General features: G+C 62.9%; 18 protein-coding genes. 13 read left to right on the top strand and 5 right to left on the bottom strand.

Annotated elements, in window-relative coordinates; all coding sequences use genetic code 11:
- Positions 1 to 324: 324 nt before the first annotated feature.
- From HMPREF3138_RS12190 to HMPREF3138_RS12210, 5 genes are all read left to right on the top strand, one after another.
- A complete protein-coding gene (locus HMPREF3138_RS12190) occupies positions 325 to 1,476 on the top strand; it encodes an FAD-dependent monooxygenase (RefSeq protein WP_033645813.1) in 1,152 nt (383 codons plus the stop codon).
- Positions 1,473 to 2,267 (top strand): alpha/beta fold hydrolase, encoded by a 795-nt coding sequence (locus HMPREF3138_RS12195; protein WP_038873990.1) that lies wholly within the window; start codon positions 1,473 to 1,475, stop codon positions 2,265 to 2,267. The genes HMPREF3138_RS12190 and HMPREF3138_RS12195 overlap by 4 nt, the downstream gene beginning before the upstream one ends.
- A gap of 15 nt (positions 2,268 to 2,282) precedes the next feature.
- Entirely contained in the window at positions 2,283 to 3,035 is a 753-nt protein-coding gene (locus HMPREF3138_RS12200) for a maleate cis-trans isomerase family protein (protein WP_038873987.1), read from the top strand.
- A gap of 9 nt (positions 3,036 to 3,044) precedes the next feature.
- Positions 3,045 to 3,674: an N-carbamoylsarcosine amidohydrolase gene (locus HMPREF3138_RS12205; protein WP_038873985.1), complete on the top strand. Its 630-nt coding sequence runs from the start codon at positions 3,045 to 3,047 to the stop codon at positions 3,672 to 3,674.
- A gap of 142 nt (positions 3,675 to 3,816) precedes the next feature.
- Positions 3,817 to 5,127 (top strand): MFS transporter, encoded by a 1,311-nt coding sequence (locus HMPREF3138_RS12210; protein ID WP_038873983.1) that lies wholly within the window; start codon positions 3,817 to 3,819, stop codon positions 5,125 to 5,127.
- 72 nt (positions 5,128 to 5,199) lie between these two features.
- Here the strand turns inward: HMPREF3138_RS12210 and dcp are convergent, their stop codons facing one another.
- Both dcp and HMPREF3138_RS12220 read right to left on the bottom strand, forming a co-directional pair.
- The gene (dcp, locus tag HMPREF3138_RS12215; protein WP_038873980.1) at positions 5,200 to 7,401 is read right to left on the bottom strand and encodes a peptidyl-dipeptidase Dcp; all 2,202 of its coding nucleotides are present in this window, start codon (positions 7,399 to 7,401) and stop codon (positions 5,200 to 5,202) included.
- Positions 7,402 to 7,507: 106 nt separating this feature from the next.
- The gene (locus tag HMPREF3138_RS12220) at positions 7,508 to 8,422 is read right to left on the bottom strand and encodes a LysR family transcriptional regulator (protein ID WP_038873977.1); all 915 of its coding nucleotides are present in this window, start codon (positions 8,420 to 8,422) and stop codon (positions 7,508 to 7,510) included.
- A gap of 103 nt (positions 8,423 to 8,525) precedes the next feature.
- On the opposite strand from HMPREF3138_RS12220, the gene HMPREF3138_RS12225 reads away from it, so the two are divergent.
- Positions 8,526 to 9,689 (top strand): MFS transporter, encoded by a 1,164-nt coding sequence (locus tag HMPREF3138_RS12225; RefSeq protein ID WP_038873972.1) that lies wholly within the window; start codon positions 8,526 to 8,528, stop codon positions 9,687 to 9,689.
- Here HMPREF3138_RS12225 and guaD read toward each other — a convergent pair.
- On the bottom strand, positions 9,674 to 10,990 hold the full coding sequence (gene guaD / locus HMPREF3138_RS12230; RefSeq protein WP_038873969.1) for a guanine deaminase: 1,317 nt from the start codon (positions 10,988 to 10,990) through the stop codon (positions 9,674 to 9,676). The two genes, HMPREF3138_RS12225 and guaD, sit on opposite strands and share 16 nt — an antisense overlap.
- Positions 10,991 to 11,419: 429 nt before the next feature.
- On the opposite strand from guaD, the gene fecI reads away from it, so the two are divergent.
- From fecI to ydfG, 5 genes are all read left to right on the top strand, one after another.
- Positions 11,420 to 11,950, top strand: coding sequence for a ferric citrate uptake sigma factor FecI (gene fecI, locus HMPREF3138_RS12235; protein WP_038873966.1), 531 nt, complete (start codon positions 11,420 to 11,422; stop codon positions 11,948 to 11,950).
- Positions 11,947 to 12,903, top strand: a complete 957-nt coding sequence (gene fecR, locus HMPREF3138_RS12240) for a ferric citrate uptake sigma factor regulator FecR (RefSeq protein ID WP_038873965.1) — start codon at positions 11,947 to 11,949, stop codon at positions 12,901 to 12,903. Before fecI ends, fecR begins: the two co-directional genes overlap by 4 nt.
- A 115-nt stretch (positions 12,904 to 13,018) precedes the next feature.
- Positions 13,019 to 15,373: a TonB-dependent Fe(3+) dicitrate receptor FecA gene (gene fecA, locus HMPREF3138_RS12245; RefSeq protein ID WP_038873963.1), complete on the top strand. Its 2,355-nt coding sequence runs from the start codon at positions 13,019 to 13,021 to the stop codon at positions 15,371 to 15,373.
- Positions 15,374 to 15,573: 200 nt separating this feature from the next.
- Positions 15,574 to 16,095, top strand: coding sequence for a GNAT family N-acetyltransferase (locus HMPREF3138_RS12250; protein WP_038873961.1), 522 nt, complete (start codon positions 15,574 to 15,576; stop codon positions 16,093 to 16,095).
- A gap of 124 nt (positions 16,096 to 16,219) precedes the next feature.
- Positions 16,220 to 16,969 (top strand): bifunctional NADP-dependent 3-hydroxy acid dehydrogenase/3-hydroxypropionate dehydrogenase YdfG, encoded by a 750-nt coding sequence (ydfG, locus tag HMPREF3138_RS12255; protein WP_016927858.1) that lies wholly within the window; start codon positions 16,220 to 16,222, stop codon positions 16,967 to 16,969.
- 36 nt (positions 16,970 to 17,005) lie between these two features.
- Here the strand turns inward: ydfG and HMPREF3138_RS12260 are convergent, their stop codons facing one another.
- Positions 17,006 to 17,332, bottom strand: coding sequence for a YnfA family protein (locus tag HMPREF3138_RS12260; RefSeq protein ID WP_025302721.1), 327 nt, complete (start codon positions 17,330 to 17,332; stop codon positions 17,006 to 17,008).
- A gap of 148 nt (positions 17,333 to 17,480) precedes the next feature.
- On the opposite strand from HMPREF3138_RS12260, the gene HMPREF3138_RS12265 reads away from it, so the two are divergent.
- Positions 17,481 to 17,849 (top strand): DUF1283 family protein, encoded by a 369-nt coding sequence (locus HMPREF3138_RS12265; RefSeq protein WP_038873959.1) that lies wholly within the window; start codon positions 17,481 to 17,483, stop codon positions 17,847 to 17,849.
- Positions 17,850 to 17,938: 89 nt separating this feature from the next.
- Positions 17,939 to 18,238 (top strand): DUF1161 domain-containing protein, encoded by a 300-nt coding sequence (locus HMPREF3138_RS12270; RefSeq protein WP_038873956.1) that lies wholly within the window; start codon positions 17,939 to 17,941, stop codon positions 18,236 to 18,238.
- 49 nt (positions 18,239 to 18,287) lie between these two features.
- Here the strand turns inward: HMPREF3138_RS12270 and HMPREF3138_RS12275 are convergent, their stop codons facing one another.
- The gene (locus HMPREF3138_RS12275) at positions 18,288 to 19,775 is read right to left on the bottom strand and encodes an MDR family MFS transporter (protein ID WP_038873953.1); all 1,488 of its coding nucleotides are present in this window, start codon (positions 19,773 to 19,775) and stop codon (positions 18,288 to 18,290) included.
- Positions 19,776 to 19,956: the final 181 nt, after the last annotated feature.

The following is a 19,956-nucleotide window of genomic DNA, read 5'->3' on the forward strand; positions in this document are numbered from 1 at the left end:
CTGTCTCCTGTCTCGTCAAGGGTGTCCGACGCCCGCAAGGCGGCGGTGATTTTTCAAACAATTTAAAGTGAGCACACTCATTTTTATCTAAGTCAAAAAAGCAAAGGAAAGCAAGCTGCGACTATCCATCATAAGAAAGTCCTATTTCATCCCTCTACAATCCTGTGATTAACATGAGTTTAACAGTAATGCGCCGTCAATTAGCGTGAGCAAGATCTGATTTAACACTTTTGCAACTTTGCGTTATCTAGCGCATACACTATAAATCGATCGTCCAGCCACGCGTTGGGCCTACGCTGAAAAAAGCCAACAGACAGGGGAAACATGATGAGCAAACAACCACGCATCGCCGTCGTCGGCGCCGGGCTGGGGGGCGCCGCCGCCGCCGGGCTGCTGCAAAAAGCCGGCTTTACCGTCGATCTGTATGAACAGAGCCCGGCGTTCTCGCGCCTCGGCGCCGGCATTCACATGGGGCCGAACGTCCTGAAGATTTTCCGCCGGCTCGGCATTGAGCAGCGGCTGGAGCAGATGGCGTCTCATCCCGATTTCTGGTTCAGCCGCGACGCCGAGAGCGGCGACTATTTGTCGCGCATCGAACTGGGCGCCTTCGCCCGCCGGGAGTACGGCGCTGCCTATGTGACAGTGCATCGCGGCGATTTGCAGGCGTTGCAGCTTTCCGCGTTGCAGCCCGGCACCCTGCACTTCGGCAAATGCCTGAGCAAGATTGAAGATCGCGGGGACGAGGTGGTGCTGAACTTCGTCGACGGCACCTCGGCCCATGCCGACATCGTGATCGGTGCCGACGGCATCAATTCGCGCATCCGCGAACATCTACTGGGGGCGGAAGCGCCGACCTACAGCGGCTGGGTAGCCCACCGCGCGCTGATCCGCGGCGAGAAGCTGGCGAAATACAACCTGACGTTCGAAGACTGCGTGAAGTGGTGGTCGGCGGATCGCCATCTGATGGTCTACTACACCACCCAACGGCGCGACGAGTATTACTACGTGAGCGGCGTGCCGCACCCGGCCTGGGATTTCCAGGGCAGCTTCATCGACAGCAGCCGCGAAGAGATGTTCGAGACCTTCGCCGGCTACCACCCGATCGTGCAGGCGCTGATCGAATCCAGCGAGCAGGTCACCAAATGGCCATTGCTGAACCGCAAACCGCTGCCGCTGTGGAGCGAAGGCCGCCTGGTGCTGCTCGGCGACGCCTGCCACCCGATGAAACCGCACATGGCGCAGGGCGCGGCGATGGCGATCGAAGACGCCGCCATGCTGACCCGCTGCCTGCAGGAAACCGGCCTCGGCGACTACCGCACCGCCTTCCAGCTGTATGAAGCCAACCGCAAGGAGCGCGCATCCAGGGTGCAGGCGGTGTCCAACGCCAACACCTTCCTGCGCACTCAGGAAGATCCGGCCTGGGTCTACGGCTATGACCTGTACGCGCAAGCGCTGAAATCGGAGAACGCCGCATGAGCACCTTCCTCTACGGCGCCCACGTTCACGCCAACGGCATTCGCCAACACTACCTGCGCTACGGCGGCCACGGCCCGGCGCTGATCCTGATCCCCGGTATCACCAGCCCGGCGATCACCTGGGGCTTCGTCGCCGAGCGGCTGGGAGAAAAATACGACGTCTACGTACTCGACGTGCGCGGCCGCGGTTTGTCGTCCAGCGGCCCGGAACTGGCTTATGACGCAGAGACCTGCGCGCAGGACGTCAACGCCTTCGCCGCCGCGCTGAACCTGGCCAGTTACGCCCTGCTCGGCCATTCGATGGGCGCCCGCTTCGCCCTGCGCGCCGCCGTTTTGCAGCCCGCCGGCGTGCGGCGGCTGGTGCTGGTCGATCCGCCGGTTTCCGGCCCCGGCCGCCGCGCCTATCCCGGCCAATGGCCGTGGTACGCCGACTCGATCCGGCAGTCGCTGCCGGGCATGAGCGCCGAGCAGATGCGCGCCTTCTGCCCGACCTGGAGCGAAGAGCAGCGCCGGCTGCGCGCCGAGTGGCTGCATACCTGCTACGAGCCGGCGATCCAACGCGCCTACGACGATTTTCATCAGGTGGACAGCCACCGTGACTACCCGCTGCTGACCCTGCCGACGCTGCTGATCGCCGCGGGCAAAGGCGGCGTCATTCAGCCCGAAGACCGGGCGGAGATCCGCGCGCTGCAGCCGGAGATCGCCATCGTCGAGGTCGAGAACGCCGGACACATGATCCCGTGGGACGATTTCGACGGCTTCTTCCGCGCCCTGGGCGATTTTCTGGATTAACTGAGGAACACCGACATGAGCAACCACTACCGCATCGGCCAGATCGTGCCCAGCTCCAACACCACGATGGAAACCGAGATCCCGGCGATGCTGGGCGCGCGCCAGCTGATACGCCCGGAGCGTTTCACCTTTCACTCCAGCCGCATGCGCATGAAACACGTCAATAAAGAAGAGCTGGCGGCGATGGACGCCGAGTCCGATCGCTGCGCGCTGGAGCTCTCCGACGCGCGGGTCGACGTGCTCGGCTACGCCTGCCTGGTGGCCATCATGGCAATGGGGCTGGGCTACCACCACGAATCGCAGGCCCGGCTGGCGCAGGTGACGAAAGACAATCAGGCCGCCGCGCCGGTTATCAGCAGCGCCGGCGCGCTGGTCAACGGCCTGAAGGTGATCGGCGCCAAACGCATCGCGCTGGTGGCGCCCTATATGAAACCGCTGACCCAGCTGGTGGTGGACTACATCCAGCACGAAGGCATTGAGGTCAAGGTATGGCGCGCGCTGGAGATCCCGGACAACCTCGACGTCGGCCGGCACGATCCGGCCAGGTTGCCGGGGATCGTCGCCGAGATGGATTTACGCGAGGTCGATGCTATCGTGCTGTCCGCCTGCGTACAGATGCCTTCGCTGCCGGCCGTTCCGACGGTGGAAGCCCAAACCGGCAAACCGGTGATCACCGCCGCCATCGCCACCACTTACGCGATGCTGACCGCGCTGGAGCTGGAACCGATCGTCCCCGGCGCCGGCGCCCTGCTGTCCGGCGCCTATTGAGGAGGCAGAATGAACGACACCCTCAGCGACAACTATCGCGGCGTCTGGGGCCAGCGCCTCGGCTTCGGCCGGCGCCCGGCGCTGCTGGCGATCGACTTTATGCAGGCCTACACCACCGAAGACGCGCCGCTGTTCGCGCCGGGCGTGGTGAGCGCGGTCGAGGAAAGCCGCGAGCTGCTGGCCTGTGCGCGCCGCACGGGAATTCCTGTGATCCACACCCACATCCGCTATCATGCAGGCCATTTTGCCGATGGCGGCCTGTGGGTCAAAAAAGCGCCGGTGATGAAGGACATGGTGGCGGGCAACCCGCTGGCGGCGTTCTGCCCGCCGGTGGCGCCGCTGGCCGATGAGGTGGTGCTGAGCAAGCAATACGCCAGCGCCTTCTTCGGTACCGCACTGGCGCCGCTGCTGGTGGCGCAAGGGATCGATACGCTGCTGATGATCGGCTGCTCCACCAGCGGCTGCATCCGCGCCAGCGCGGTGGACGCGGTGCAACACGGCTTTCGCGCCATGGTGGTGCGCGAGTGCGTCGGCGATCGTCACCCCGGCCCGCACGAAGCCAACCTGTTCGACATCGACAGCAAATACGGCGACGTGGTGCACAAACGGGAGGCGCTCGACTACCTGAACCGGTTATGAGTCAACGATTCACCTGCAACGACAATAACGAAGGCGCAGACAGCGCTTCACGCGACCGCCCGAAACAGGGCGGCGCCCATGCAACGCAAACACAACAGGCGCCTCCTGCGGAGGCCAACACGCACCACCTGGAGACAACATCATGGCCATTGTCGACACCCCGCTGGCGGGGAAAGCGGACGCAGAATCGCTGCTGCTGTACCGCAAAATCACCTGGAAACTGATCCCGTTTCTTTGCCTGTGTTACCTGGCGGCCTACCTCGATCGCATCAACGTCGGGCTGGCCAAGCTGCAGATGGCCGACGCGCTGCAGCTGAGCGAAGCGGCCTTCGGCCTGGGCGCCGGGCTGTTCTTCGTCGGCTATATTCTGTTCGAGGTGCCGAGCAACCTGATCCTGCAGCGCGTCGGCGCCAAAATGTGGATCGCCCGCATCATGATCACCTGGGGGCTGTTGTCCACCGCCACCATGTTCGTCACCACGCCGACCCAGTTCTACGTCATTCGCTTTCTGCTCGGCGTGGCGGAGGCCGGTTTTCTGCCCGGCGTGCTCTTTTACCTGACGCTGTGGTTCCCGACCTATCGCCGCGGCCGCATCATCGCGCTGTTCATGATCGGCCTGCCGCTGTCCAGCGTAATAGGCGGGCCGCTCTCCGGCTGGATCATGGGCCATTTCGACATGCGCCACGGGCTGCACGGCTGGCAGTGGCTGTTTTTGCTGGAGGGCATTCCCAGCGTGCTGTTGGGCGTGCTGACCTTCTGGCTGTTGCCTAACACTTATCAGCAGGCCAATTGGCTGACGCCCGAGGAGAAACAGCGCATCGCCGACGATTTGGCGCGTGACGACGCCGAGGCCGATCACGGCAAGCACAGCTTCCGCGACGGCTTCTTCAACCTGAAAGTGTGGATGCTCGGCGGCATCGACTTCGCCATTCTGCTCAGCGCCTACGCCATGGGCTTTTGGATGCCGACCTTCATCAAAACCGCCGGCGTCACCGACATCACCACCATCGGCTACCTGACGGCGATCCCCAGCGTCGCCGCCCTGCTCGGCATGCTGCTGATCGGCAGCAGTTCCGACCGACTGCGCGAACGGCGCTGGCATATCATCGTGCCGTTTATCGTCGGCGCGCTGGCAATGGCCGGCAGCACCTTCTTCACCCACAATGCGCTGGCCACGGTGCTGCTGTTCTCCATCGCCCAGGCGGCGATCATCGGTGCGGTGCCGGTATTCTTCAGCCTGCCGGCCACCTTCCTGCGCGGCACGGCGGCGGCGACCGGCTTCGCGCTGGCCTGTTCGCTGGCCAACATCGCCGGGCTGGTGAGCAATTCGCTGATGGGGCTGGCGCTGGATCTGACCGGCAAGAGCGGCGGCGCGCTTTGGGCCTTCGCCGGCTGCCTGCTGCTCAGCTCGCTGCTGGTGGTGGCCCTGCCGGCCAAGGTGGTGAACCGCTGAATGTCGGCCAAGCCGAAAAAGACGAAGGGCGCATAACGCGCCCTTTTGTTTGCTTACCGGGAATGGCCGAACTTACTCGTCCTTCAGCCCGCGGTTGATCAGCATCGGTTCGATGCTCGGCTCTTTGCCGCGCCAGTCGATGTACAGCTTCTCCAGATCCTGGCTGTTGCCGCGCGACAGGATCATGTCGCGGAAGCGCTGGCCGTTTTCGGCGGTCAAGCCACCGTGTTCGGTGAACCACTGGAAGGCGTCGTCCGCCAGCATTTCCGTCCACAGATAGGCGTAGTAGCCCGCGGCGTAGCCGTTACCCCAGATGTGCTGGAAATAGCTGGAACGGTAGCGCGGCGGCACGTAGCTGAGATCGACCTTGTCTTTTTGCAGCGATTCGGCCTCGAACTTGTCCACGTCCTGCTGCGGTTGGTCGGCGGTCAGCATGTGCCAGTGCATGTCCAACAGCGCGGCGGACAGCAGCTCGGTCATGCTGTAGCCCTTGTTGAACTTTTCGGCCTTCTTGATCTTGTCGACCAGTTCCTGCGGCATCGCCTCGCCGCTCTGGTAGTGCTTGGCGAAGTGGCTGAACACTTTCGGATCGCTGACCCAGTGCTCGTTGAACTGCGACGGGAACTCGACGAAGTCGCGCGCGGTGTTGGTGCCCGACAGGCTCGGGTATTCCTGATCGGCGAACATGCCGTGCAGCGCATGGCCGAACTCGTGGAACATCGTGATTACGTCGTCATACGACAGCAGCGCCGGCTGGCCCGGTGCCGGTTTGGTGAAGTTGGCGACGTTGTAAATCACCGGCTTGGTGCCGTTGAGCTTCGACTGATCGACGAAGTTGCTCATCCAGGCGCCGCCGCCCTTGTTGTCGCGCTTGAAGTAGTCGGTGTAGAACAGCGCCAGCGATTTGCCGTCCTTGTCGAACACTTCATACACCTTGACGTCCGGCTGGTAGACCGGGATGTCCTTGCGCTCTTTGAAGCTGATGCCGTACAGCAGGTTGGCGGCGTAGAACACGCCGTTGTTCAGCACATTGTTCAGCTCGAAGTAAGGCTTGATCTGCGACTCGTCCAGATCGTACTTGGCCTTGCGCACCTGTTCGGCGTAGAACTGCCAGTCCCAGGCCTGCACCTTGAAATCGCCTTTCTGCTGGTCGATCACCGCCTGAATGTCTTTGGCTTCACGCTCGGCGCGCGCGGTGGCCGCCGGTACGATGTTGCGCATAAAGCTCAGCGCGGCATCCGGCGTCTTGGCCATCTGGTTTTGCAGTTTCCAGGCGGCGTAGTTCGGGTAGCCCAGCAGCTTGGCCTGTTCGGCGCGCACCTTGGCCAGACGGGAAATGGTCTGACGGGTATCGTTGCCGTCGCCCTTCTCCGCACGCGTCCAGGAGGCGTCGAACAGCGCTTGGCGGGTATCGCGATCTTTCAGGCTCTGCAGCAACGGCTGTTGCGTGGTGTTTTGCAGCACCAGCAGCCACTGTTTCTCCAGCTTGCGTTCGGCGGCCGCCTGGGCCGCCGCAGCCAGCTCGCCTTCCGACAGGCCGTCCAGCTTCGCCGGGTCGGTTATCGCCAGCGCGCCGTTTTTGCTCGCCGCCAGCAGTTTGTTGGTGAACTGGGTGCTCAACGTCGCCGCTTCCTGGTTCAGCGCCTTCAGCTTGGCCTTGTCGGCGTCCGACAGGTTGGCGCCCGCCAGCTCGAAGTTCTTGTAGGTCACTTCCACCAGCCGGCGCGATTCCGGATCCAGCTTCAGCGCATCGCGATCCTGATAGATGGCCTTGATGCGAGCGAACAGCTTGCCGTTGAGCATGATGTCGTCGTTCAATGCCGCCAGCTTCGGCGAGGTTTCTTCATCCAGTTTCTGCAGCGCGTCGCTGGTGTTGGCCGAGGTCATGGCGCCGAACACGTTCATCACCCGCGTCAGCAGCGAACCGGCCCGTTCCAGCGCCACGAAGGTATTCTTGAAATTAGGCTTGGCCGGGTTGTTGGCGATCTTCTCCACCTCTTCCCGCTTTTGCTTGATGCCCGCCTCGATCGCCGGCGCGTAGTCGCTCTCCTTGATCAGGTTGAACGGCGGCGCCTGGAACGGCAGACGGCTTTGATAGAAGAACGGATTCTGAGTCTTTTGCTTGTCGTGCTGATTGGCTTCACCGGTCACGGTAGCCTCCTTCGCCTGGCCGCTGGGCAGCGCGCTATGGTCGGCGTGAGGTTGGGTTTCTGCTGCCTGTGCCTGCGCGCCCAGCGCCATGCCGATCGCCAGCACCAATGTGGATAAACGCATCAAATCGAAACTCCTCCATGTTCACGGAATAAGGTCTCGGGGAATCACTCCCTCTGAGTCACCTCCTAGCTTAGGTGCAGTTGGCAGTTTGAGCAAAAACAAGTGATTAGAAGTTAGCCGCCTTGCCAACCTGCTGTATCAGGAACGTCAGCAACGCGCGCGTTTTGGCCGGCAGATAGCGGCGGCCGGGGTAAACGGCATACAGCTGCAACGGCGCCGGCGGCAGTGCCAGCGGCACCTCAACCAAACGGCCGTCGGCGAGAAACGGCCGGCAGCCGAGCTCGGAAAGCATGGCGAACCCCACGCCGGCCAAGGCCGCCTTCAGCGCCATCTCCCCGCTGTTGACGCGATAACGCGTATTGACCGGGACGGTAACGAAGGTACCGTCCGGGCGGACGAACTGCCACGGCATCCCCTTCAGCGCATCCACCGTACTGATGCAGGGCAATTGCGTGAATTGTTCAATCGCCGACGACGGCGGCCACTGCGCCAGCAACGCCGGAGCGGCCACCACGATGCAGGGGAAAGACGCCAGCGGCTGCGCGACATAGTCGCTGTCGTCCAACATGCCCCGGCTGATCATCACCGCCAGGTCGACATCATCGAGCAGCGACGTCATACCCGCCAGGTTGGTCACGCAGCTGATTTCGATCTGCGGATGCTGCAGGGCGAACGCCGCCAGCGGTTCGCCCAACAGGTATGGCCCCACTTCATTGGGCACGCACAGGCGCAGCGGCCCGCGCAGCTGTTGCTGCCGCTCGCTGAGGGTTTGCGCGGTGTGTTCCAGCGACGCCAGCAGCGGCTGAGTGCGTTCATGCAACAGCTGGCCGTTCGGCGTCAACCGCATCGAACGGGTGCTACGTTCGAGCAATCGCTGCTCGAGCTGACGCTCCAGCTGAGAGATGTAGCGGCTGACGTTGGAAGTCGGCATCGCCAGCGCTCGCGCCGCCCCGACGAAGCTCCCCTGTTCCACCACCGCCACGAAAATGCGTAACAGATTTAAATCCAATTTGGCGCGCATGATTATCCCTAATTTGATAACAAACTATGCCATTTCTACCATCTAATCCCGACCAACGCCAAACGCTACACTGCCGGCCTGATTCTGCAACCGATGGATGCTTATGACACCCGCGAGAAAGCTGACGGCGATAGCGCTGGTCATCGCCTTTATTCAGTTCACCAATGCCCTGGAATACATGGTATTCAACCCAATATTCCTCTACATGGCCGCCGATTTTTCCGTGCCCGTCAGCTTCGCCGGCTATGTCAGCGCGGCCTATACGCTGGCTGCGGTGATTTCCGGCATCGGCGCATTTTTCTGGATCGGCGGCGTTGAGAAGCGGCGCTTTCTGCTGCTCAACGTCACGCTGCTAGGCGTGACCACCTTATTGATCGCTGCAACCCAGCAGTTTTACTGGCTGCTGGCACTGCGGCTGTTGGCCGGGCTGTTGGGCGGCACCACGATGGGCGTCGGGATCGGTCTGCTGCTCAACGCCGCACCGGCCGCGCTGCACGGCAGAATGTTGGCGACGGTGATCGCGTCCTTTTCGTTAGTGAGCATTGTCGGCATGCCGGGCATGCTGTACCTGTGCGAAGTGGCAAGCTGGCGCGCCGCGCTGGTGACTATCGGCGGGCTGTGTCTGCTGGCGGCCGTCTTGGTCGCGCTGTTCGTTCCCAGGGATGCGCCGCAGCCACGGGCTACCGCGCCCGTCGCGCTCGATCGCCGGTTGCTGCTGTTCGCCGCCGCCGCCGGCCTGACGCAGTTCAGCCCGATGCTGCTGATCCCGGTGCTGGCGCCGCTGCTCACCCAGCGGCTACAGGTGGCAGACGCGCATTTGCCCTGGCTGTTTCTCATCGGCGGCGTGGCCGGCTATCTGGCGACCGTTCTGGCGGGCCGCTGGCTGCAACGCTTTGGCGTCGTGACGCTGACGGTGGGCGCCACGCTGTTGCTGCTGGGCAGCCTGTGGCTGGCGGCGCGCGGTGGCGATCGCGGCGAGCTGTTCATGGTCGCGTTTCTCGCGGCGGCCTATGCGCGACTGGTGGCGATCTCCTCTCTGAGCATGCGCTGGCCGGACGCTCGGCAGCGCGCCGCCTTTGGCGTACTGCAAACCGCCCTGATACACCTGAGCGCCACGGCGGCCTTCCTGCTCTCCTCCGCGTTGCTGAGCAGCGGCCTCACCCCGCTTAGCCTGCAACGCCTGTTATGGCTGTGCGCGCTGAGCGCGGTCGCCGTCGCGCCGCTCAGCGTTTGGCTGCAGGCGCGGCTGCGTCAGCGCGGCGCCTGATAAACCACCTTGCCGTCCACATAGGTGCGATAAATGTTGCGATCGTCCCCCAGCGTCATCAGCACGAACCCTTGTTCCGCCGACGTGGCGCTGTTGGCGTAGCGCAACTGCTGCAGCGGCGTGACCGCCGGATCGAGCACCACGAAATCCGCCTCTTTGCCGACGTTGAAGTTGCCGATTTTGTCGTCCAGCGCCAGCGCGCGGGCGCCGCCCAGGGTGGCGTGATAGAACGCTTCTACGGCGGAGAGCCGGTAATGCTGCAGCTGGCCGACTTTGTACGCCTCGCCCAGCGTACGCAGCATATTGAAGGTGGTGCCGGCCCCCACGTCGGTACCGATGCCGAGCTTCACCCGCTTGCGCCAGGCCTGCTGCAGATCGAACAGCCCGCTGCCGAGGAACAGGTTGGAGGTGGGGCAAAACGCGATTGCCGAGCGGGTCTCGCACAGGCAGTCCCACTCCTGCTCCTCCAGGTGCAGGCAGTGGGCGAACACGCTTTTGCCGCCGGTCATGCCATAGCGGTGGTAAACGTCCAGATAGCTTTGGCTCTGCGGGAACAGTGATTTTACCCAGGCCACTTCCTGCGGATTCTCGCTCAGGTGCGTCTGCAGCCAAACGTCGGGGAATTCTTCGCGCAGCCGCTGCACCTGCGCCAGCAGCGCCGGGGTACTGGTGGGCGCAAAGCGCGGCGTAATGGCGTAACCGAGGCGGCCTTTGCCGTGCCAGCGCTCGATCAGCGCACGCGTCTGGCGATAACTTTGCTCCGGCGTTTCCAGCAGCGCCTCCGGCGCATGGCGATCCATCATCACCTTACCGGCGATCAGGCGCATGTTCAGCGTTTGCGCCTGGGTGAACAGCGCATCGACCGACTGCGGATGCACGCTGCCGAACACCAGCGCGGTGGTGGTGCCGTTGCTCAGCAACTCCCGCAGAAAGAAGGCCGACATCTCGTCGGCGTGCTGCTCGCAACCGTAACGGCTTTCGGTCGGGAAGGTGTAATTGTTTAACCAGCCCAGCAGCTGGTCGCCATAGGCGCCAATCATTTCGGTTTGCGGGTAGTGGATGTGGGTATCGATAAACCCCGGCACTATCGGTTTGTCGCGATACTCCGTGACCGCGAAACCCGGCGGCAACAGCGCCTCACCCTGCTGCCAGCTGCCGAACCAGACGATGGTGCCCTCGTTGAGCAGCAACAAACCGTCGGGAATGTGCCGCAGGCGTTCGTCAAGCTGTTGCGGTTCCTCCACGCAGGCGGTGATATCAAAAAAATTGCCACGAATAGCCGTAGTGAATTGCAGTGCCATTATTTTCTTCCTTGTGACGACCGGCCAGGCTCACCCGCGTAATAATCTTCGCTGATGAAACAATGCCTTTTATTACCCAAACTTAAAGACCGGGTTAAGCATAGCAAGCCGTGTGCCAATAGGCGGCCATAAAATATATTTCCATTTAAAAACAGAGATATATTAATTCAATCAAAGAGAACCAACCGATGAAAAAGAATAAAACGCGCGGCGGCCTTCAGCGGCAGACCAATAGCAACCGTTTGCTTGCCGGAATAACACCGTGCCGCTGCACCTTTACGGGGCAAGCGGATAATTTCGCGGCCGTTGCGGTTATTTTAACGCGATGCAAAGCGGTCAGACCCATTCCGCAGGCCACCCGACAAACTTGAAACGATAACCATTCTCAATTATCATCCGCGCATCTTTTTGACCAGCAATGCGAAAACCATGTCCGCCACCGCCACCGCTTCCGCACCGCACACCGCGCTGTCGCGCCTTTACGCCACCCACCATGCCTGGTTGCAGGGATGGCTGCGCAGGCGGCTGGGCTGCGCTTTCGACGCGGACGACGTGGCGCAGGACACCTTCATGCGCCTGCTGAAAAGCGACGCCGCGGCGACCCTGCGCGAGCCGAAAGATTTTCTGGTCACCGTCGCCAAACGGGTGATGGTCGATCTGTTTCGCCGCAGAACGCTGGAGCGCGCCTATCTGGAGATGCTGGCGCTGATCCCGGATGGCTATGCCCCGTCGCCGGAGCAGCGCCAGAGCCTGCTGGAAAGCCTGCAGCAGATAGACGCCATGCTCGACGGCCTGGGGCCGAAGGTGAAACAGGCCTTCCTGCTGTCGCAGCTCGAAGGCCTGGGCTATGCGGACATCGCCGTGCGCCTCGGCGTGTCGATCAGCTCGGTTAAAAAATACATGGCCAAGGCCACCGAGCATTGCCTGCTGTTCAGCCTGGAAAACGACGTTTTCTCATGAGCAACGCCATCACCCCAGAGCAGCGCCAGGCGCTGAAGATGGCCGCACACTGGTATGCCCTGCTGTGCGATGAGCACGTCACCGACCGCCAGCGCCAACAGTGGCAAGCCTGGCATCAGCAGCATGACGATCACCGCTGGGCCTGGCAGCGCGTCGAAGCGTTGCAGAGCCAGCTGCAGGGCGTGCCGGGCAAGTTCAGCTACCGCGCGCTCGATCGCGCCGGCCGCCAATCGGCGATCGATCGCCGCACCCTGCTGAAGAGCCTGCTGCTGTTGCTCGGCGTGGGTGGCAGCGGCTTCCTTTACCAGTCGCCGCTCGGCCGGGAGCTGCGCGCCGACTACCGCACCGCCACCGGCGAGATCAAACCCATTGTGTTAAGCGACGGCACCCAGCTGGTGCTGAACACCGCCAGCGCGGTGGACGTGCATTACGACGATCGCCAACGGCTGATCCGCCTGCACGCCGGGGAAATCAGCCTGGTTACCGGACGCGACCCCCGGCCGCTGTGGGTGCAAAGCCCGCAGGGAGCGATGCGCGCGCTCGGCACCCGCTTTTTGGTGCGTGAGAGTGGCGGCGAGACTCGGCTGACGGTGCTGGAGCATGCGGTCGAAGCGCAGCTGGCGCAGGACGCGCGGCAAACGCGCCGGGTGGAGGCCGGAGAACAGATCGGCTTCAGCGCCACGGCCTTCAGCGAAAAGCAACCGGCTGCGGCGGAGGACGGCTGGCTGCGCGGCGTGCTGAGCGTCAGCCAGTGGCGGCTGGACCGGGTGATCGCCGAACTGGCGCGCTACCGGCGCGGCCACCTGAGCTGCGATCCGGCCGTCGCCGGCCTGCGCGTCAGCGGCAGTTTCCCGCTCAGCGATACCGATCGCGCCCTCGCCCTGCTCCGCCAGACCCTGCCGGTGCGCCTGCAGAGCTTTACCCGCTATTGGCTGCAAATCGTCCCCGCCTGAATCCCTTTAAATGAAAATGATAAAAAATCGCATTCTTGATTATCCCTTTTGCTTTGCTCATCCGACTCCCAGGAAAACACTGCAGCAATAAATAAAAAATGATTCAGGAGAAGGTATGAACAACGCTTGGGGAAAGGGAGCGCCGGCTTCGCTTTGGGGAAAACGGGCCACGCCGCTGGCCGTGGCCATGGGTCTGGCCTTCGCCGCACCGCTGACGGCGAGCGCCGCCAGCGCCGCTGCAACCTACCACATTCCGGCCGGTGAGCTGGACGGCGCGCTGAACGCGTTCGCCGCGCGCGCCGGCATCGCGCTCTCGGTGGACGGCACGCTGACCGCCGGTAAACGTTCGCCGGGCCTGAGCGGCAGCTACGGCGTCGATGACGGCCTGAACGCCCTGCTGGCCGGCAGCGGCCTGCAGGCTAAGGCGCTCGGCAACCACGGTTACACGCTGGCCAAACTGCCGCAGCCGCAGAAAAAAGAAGAAGACATCACCGTGGTCGGTGACTGGCTGGCGGAAGGCCGTCAGGTAGACGTGTTCGAACATCCCGGCGCGCGCGACGTAGTGCGCCGCGAAGAATTCGCCAAAACCGGCACCACCACCGTGCGCGAAGCGTTGAACCGTGTGCCGGGCGTGGTGGCGCCGGAGAACAACGGCACCGGCAGCCATGACATGGCGCTGAACTTCGGCATTCGCGGCCTCAACCCGCGCCTCGCCAGCCGCTCCACCGTGTTGATGGACGGCATCCCGGTGCCCTTCGCCCCTTACGGCCAGCCGCAGCTGTCGCTGGCGCCGGTCTCGCTCGGCAATATGGATGCAATTGACGTGGTGCGCGGCGGCGGCGCGGTGCGTTACGGGCCACAGAGCGTCGGCGGCGTCGTCAACTTCGTCACCCGTGCCATCCCGAAAACCTTCGGCATGGAGGCCGGTATGCAAGGGCAGCTCAGCCCGACCTCGCGCCAGGATCACCCGAAAGGCACCGGCAACCTGATGATCGGCGGCACCGCCGACAACGGCCTCGGCGCGGCGCTGCTCTACTCCGGCACCCGCGGCAGCGACTGGCGCGAACACAGCGCGACCAAGATCGACGACGTGATGCTGAAAAGCCGTTACGCTCCGAACGAGGTGCACACCTTCAACAGCCTGCTGCAATACTACGAAGGCGAAGCGGACATGCCGGGCGGCCTGAGCCGGGCGGACTACAACGCCAACCCGTTCCAGTCGACGCGACCGTACGACAAGTTCTGGGGCCGGCGCCAGCTGGCGAACTTCGGCTATCAGTATCAGCCGGATCAGCAGCACAAGTTCGACGTGCAGAGCTTCTACACCTATACCCTGCGCAGCGGCTATTTGGATCAGGGCAAAAACCTGACGCTGTCGCCGCGCGAATACTGGGTGCGCGGCGTGGAACCGCGCTACAGCCAGAGCTTCCGCTGGGGCGATTCGGCCCATGAGGTCGGCGTCGGCTACCGCTACGTCAGCGAATCCACCCACGAACTGCGCTACACCAGCAAGGCCGGCACCGGCCGGCTGCCGTCCACCGCCAGCCCGTACGATCGCGACACCCAGTCCGGCACCGAGGCGCACGCCTTCTATATCGACGATCGCATCGACATCGGCGACTGGACCATTACGCCGGGCATGCGCTACGAGTACATCAAGTCGTATCAGAACAACTACATCAAGAACAACCGCCTCGACGTCAGCTATAACGCGCCGCTGCCGGCGTTGAACGTGATGTATCACCTGAACGAATACTGGAACCTGTACGCCAACACCGAAGGCTCCTTCGGCACCGTACAGTACAGCCAGATGGGTAAAGCGGTCGACAGCGGCAAGATTGAACCCGAGAAGGCGCGCACCTGGGAGCTGGGCACCCGCTACGCCGGCGATGCGCTGACCGGTGAGATCGGGCTGTTCCTGATCAACTTCAACAACCAGTACGACTCCAACCAGGTGACCGACAGCGTGACCGCGCGCGGCAAAACCCGCCACGCCGGGCTGGAAGGCAGCCTGCGTTACGATCTGTCGCAGCTGACGCCGAAACTGGACGACCTGACCGCCTACGCCAGCTACGCCTACGTCAACGCCACCATCCGTGAAGACGGCGGCTACAAGGGCAATCAGGTGCCGTTCTCGCCGAAGCATAAAGGCACGCTGGGGCTGGACTACACGCCGGGCAACTGGGCGTTTAACCTTAACGGCGAGTTCCAATCCAGCCAGTTCGCCGACAACGCCAACACCGTGGCGGAAAGCGCCGACGGCAGCACCGGCCGCATTCCCGGCTATATGCTGTGGGGCGTGCGCGCCGCCTATGATTTCGGCCCGGAAATGGCCGGTCTGAATCTGGGCGTCGGCGTGAAAAACCTGTTCAACCACGAGTATTTCACCCGCGCCTATGACGACAATAACAAAGGTCTGTACATCGGCCAGCCGCGCACGATCTATCTGCAAGGCTCGGTGAAGTTCTGACACTCAGCGGCGGGCGCACCTCATCGCGCTCGCCGCCTCACTTATAGCGTGACATTGTCACCAAGCCCATTCTTTCCATGTTGCCCAAGCGACGAAAAATAAGTCGCTTCTGCCGCCAATGCGCGTAATATCGACGATCCGCCCTAATTTATAGGCGCGGATTTTTTGCCGTTCTGGCCTGAAAAGCGAGGGGAAATAAGATGAATCATAATGACCTTTCTCAGTGCCGCGTGGACACCGACCGTTTGTTGATTGCCCCCTTTACCGCAGCAGACGCCGACGATGTTTACCAGGCGATCACCCCCACTCTGACGCGCTTTATGACCTTTGAGCCGGAGGCGTCGCCGGAAGATTTCGCCAACGTCTGGCAAGGCTGGCTGCCGCTGATGCGCGAAGGTGAAGAAGTGATCTTCGTCGCCCGCCGGCGTGAAGACCGGCAGTTCGTCGGCGTCGGCGGCGCGCATAACCTGCGCAGCCACACCCCGGAGCTGGGCATCTGGGTGAAAGAGGGCCTGCACGGCCAGGGCTACGGCCGCGAAATCGTGCAGCGTATCGCGCGCTGGGCCACCGAGCGCTTTCAGCCGCCGCACCTTGTCTACCCGGTGGCCGAACAGAATACCGCCAGCCGCCGCCTGGCCGAGTCGCTGGGCGGCGTGCTGGCCGGCCGCTGCGAACGCGTCAAGTATGACGCCGTGGTCTACCACCTGCCGCCTCAACATTGATCCGCACCATGCCACGGCCCGGCTTGGCCTTTTTTTCTCTGCGCCGCGATAACCGCTGCCACTGCCTGCGGGTTTGTGCTAATGATAGAGGCATGTAGGGTAAAAACAGTTGAGGAACAGCAACATGATTATTTTTGTTACCGGCGCCACCTCCGGTTTCGGCGAGGCCATTGCGCGCCGTTTTATCCGTGAAGGCCATCAGGTGATCGCCGCCGGGCGCCGCCTTGAGCGTCTCGAAGAGCTGCAGGAAGAACTCGGGCAAGCGCTGCACATCGTGCGGCTCGACGTGCGCAACCGCGCCGCCATTCAACAGGCGATCGAAGCACTGCCGGCCGAGCTGCGCCAGATCGACGTGCTGGTGAACAACGCCGGGCTGGCGCTGGGGCTGGAGCCGGCGCACAAGGCCAACGCCGATGACTGGGAAACCATGATCGACACCAACGCCAAAGGGCTGGTGAACATGACGCGTGCGCTGCTGCCGGCCATGGTCGAGCGCAACGTCGGCCATGTGATCAACATCGGCTCCACCGCCGCCAACTGGCCTTACGCCGGCGGCAACGTGTACGGCGCCACCAAGGCGTTCGTCAAACAGTTCAGCCTGGGCCTGCGCGCCGATCTGCACGGCACGCGCATCCGCGTGACCGATATCGAGCCGGGCCTGGTGGGCGGCACCGAATTCTCCAACGTGCGCTTCAAAGGCGATGACGGCAAGGTCAACAAAACCTACGAAGGCGCCGATGCGCTGACGCCGGAAGACATCGCCGAGTCGGTGTTCTGGGTCGCGACGCTGCCGGCGCGCGTCAACATCAACACGCTGGAAATGATGCCGGTCAGCCAGTCCTTCGCCGGGCTGAACATCCACCGCGGCGCCTGATCTCCAACGGCGGGAGGCGACTCCCGCCCTGTTTCCTCAGGCCGCACGCCAGCCGGAAACGATGATCAGCATGCCCACCAGCGCCACCCCGGCGCCCACCCAGTCCAGCGCGGACAGCTTCACCCCGTCCACCACCCGCAGCCACAGCAGCGCCGTCGCCACATACACGCCGCCATAGGCCGCGTAGACCCGCCCGCTGGCCGCCGGATGCAGCGTCAACAGCCAGACAAACAGCATCAGGCTCAATGCCGCCGGCAGCAATAGCCAGGCGCTGCCCTGCTTCTTGAGCCAGAGATAAGGCAGGAAACAGCCGATAATTTCGGCGAGCGCAGTGGCGAAAAACAACAGCGTGGTTTTTAACATCGGTCGCAGTTTTCTCTCGGTAAATTAAACGAATCGGCGCTTGGCTGGTGAATTCCAGGAACGCAGTGGTATATTTGTCACCACGCCTGCGGGCGAGGTAACGCCAGTGTCGCCATCATCAGGCGCACTCACTCATAAGGATGAAACGATGAAAACATTTTCGACCCAACGACTGCTACGCGGGATGCTGCCGGTCGCCATGCTGGCCGTCATGGGCGCCTGGCAGGCGCCGGCGCTGGCCGCCACCTGCACTCAGGGCAGCACCTGCGTCACCGTCGATGGCAAAGGCAGCGGCGCGATGAGCACCGAAGAAGCGCGCCAGAGCAAAGAGCAGTGGAATGATACCAAAACCCTGCGCCACAAGGTTAACACTCGCGTCGAGAAAGAGTTCGACAAGGCCGATCGCGCGGCGGATGACGAAGACCGCTGCAACGACAGCAACAACGTCAACGCGTACTGGGAGCCGGACACCCGTAAATGCCTGGATCGCCAGACCGGGCGTCGGATTATTCCTTAATCCGCCTGCGGCGGGCGGGCAAGCGTGAAACCCGGCCGCCGTTACTGCTATCCTGTTACAGGAAGTCCATTGTCTAAAAGGATGACGTGATGAAAAAAACGCTGATATTAACCGCTGTATTGCTGGCCGGCGCGCCGTTGGCAGCCCTGGCCTCCTGCGAAAGCGTGAAAGCGGACATTTCGCAAAAAATCATCAATAACGGCGTTCCGGAGTCCGGCTTCAAACTGGAGATCGTGCCTAACGATCAGGCCGATCAGGCCGGCGGCCAAGTGGTCGGCCACTGCGAAAACGACACCCAGAAGATCGTCTATACCCGCCTGAACAACGGCGACGATCGCGGTGACGCGGCGCAGACCGGCACCAGCCAGGACACCTCCAACGCGCAGTAAGCCGCTTCGGCTACCCAGGGCGCGCAACATCGCGCCCTTTCCTTTTCCCTTAAGCCTGCTCCGCCTCTTCCTCTTCGCCCTGCGGTCGACAACGCGCCGGGATCAGCATCGCCGCCGCCAGCGCCAGCAACGACACCAACGCCGACACCAGGAACACCCAATGCAGCGAAGCCGCCACCTGCTGGATAAGCTGCGCCAGCGCTTCGCTCCCTATGCTCTGCCGCACCGCCGGCTCCATCAGCCGCTGCACCGGATCGTCGATTTCCGGCAAACGCCACTGCAGGTTGAGGTTCAGCGTGGCGCCCAGAATGGCGGTGCCGATGGCCGAACCCACCATGCGGGTAAATACCGTACAGGCGGTGGCGATGCCGCGAATGCTGTAATGCGCCGCGTTCTGCACCGACACTAAAAACGTGGTGTTGCACAGCCCCATGCCGGCGCCGACCATAAACGCCGCCACCCGGCCCCACAGCAGGCCGCCGTTCGGCTGCAGCATCAGCAGGATCAGGCCGCCGGCCACCAACAGCAGCGCCCCCAGCAGCGCCGTCGCGCGATACGAGGTCATCAGCATCAAACGGCCGCTCAGCGTGCTGGCCAGCGGCCAACCGATCGACATCAGCGCCAGCGTGGTGCCCGCCTCCAGCGGCGAGCCGCCCATCACGCCCTGAATGAAGGTGGGCAGGAAGGCGCTGATGCCCATCATCGCCGCGCCGATCACCAGCCCGCCGATGTTACCGGCGACGATCACCCGGCTTTGCCACAGCGCCAGCGGGAACAGCGGTTCGACCGCGCGCCGCTCCTGGCGGACAAGCAGCGCCAGCGACGCCGCCGCCAGCGCGAGCAACGGCGCCACCCACCATCCCAGGCTTTCCATCTGCAACAGCGCTAGCAGCAGCGCCGAAACGAACAGCGTCAGCCAGGCGGTGCCCGCCAGATCCAGCGCGTGCCGCCGCAGCTGCTGATGCGCAGGCAGATAGCGCCAGAGGAAGAACATCGCCAGCAGGCCGATCGGCAGGTTGACCCAGAACACCAGCGCCCACGGCAGATGCTGGACGATAAACGCGCCCAGCAGCGGGCCGATGATCGCCGACACGCCCCACACGCTCGACAGGTAGCCCATCACCTTCGGCCGCTCGGTGGCGCTGTAGATGTCGCCGATGATGGTGGAGGCGATCGGCATGATGGCGCCGGCGCCCAACCCTTGCAGCAGACGGAAGCCGATCAGCCAATACATGTCGGGGGCGAAGCCGCACAGCACCGATCCCAGCAGGAACAGCGTAGCGCCGAAGAAGAACACCCGCTTGCGGCCGTAGAGATCCGCCAAGCGGCCGTAGATGGGGATGGTGATCGCCTGCGCCAGCAAATAGACCGCGAACACCCACCCCAGCAGCGAGAAGCCGCCGAGATCGCCGATGATGGTCGGCATGGCGGTGGCGACGATGGTGGCTTCGATCGCCGACATGAACATCGCCAGCATGCAGGCGATCAGAATCAACGGGCGGTGGGCGATGGGTGCGGGTGAAACGTTATTTGTCATGGCGTTATGCAGGTTTCCTGGCGTTTTTATTTTCCATGAGTATATCAGCAAGCGCCTGCGCCAAGTCTATCCGCCCTCACATCCTGCCTTTGCCGGCGGCGAATCGCACCATTTGGACTGATTGTTACAGCGTAACGTTTTGCTGCGGATTTTTTTCACTTTCCCCGCATCCCAGCGCTGA

The sequence above is a fragment of the Serratia sp. HMSC15F11 genome (assembly GCF_001808215.1).
Taxonomy (GTDB): domain Bacteria; phylum Pseudomonadota; class Gammaproteobacteria; order Enterobacterales; family Enterobacteriaceae; genus Serratia; species Serratia nevei.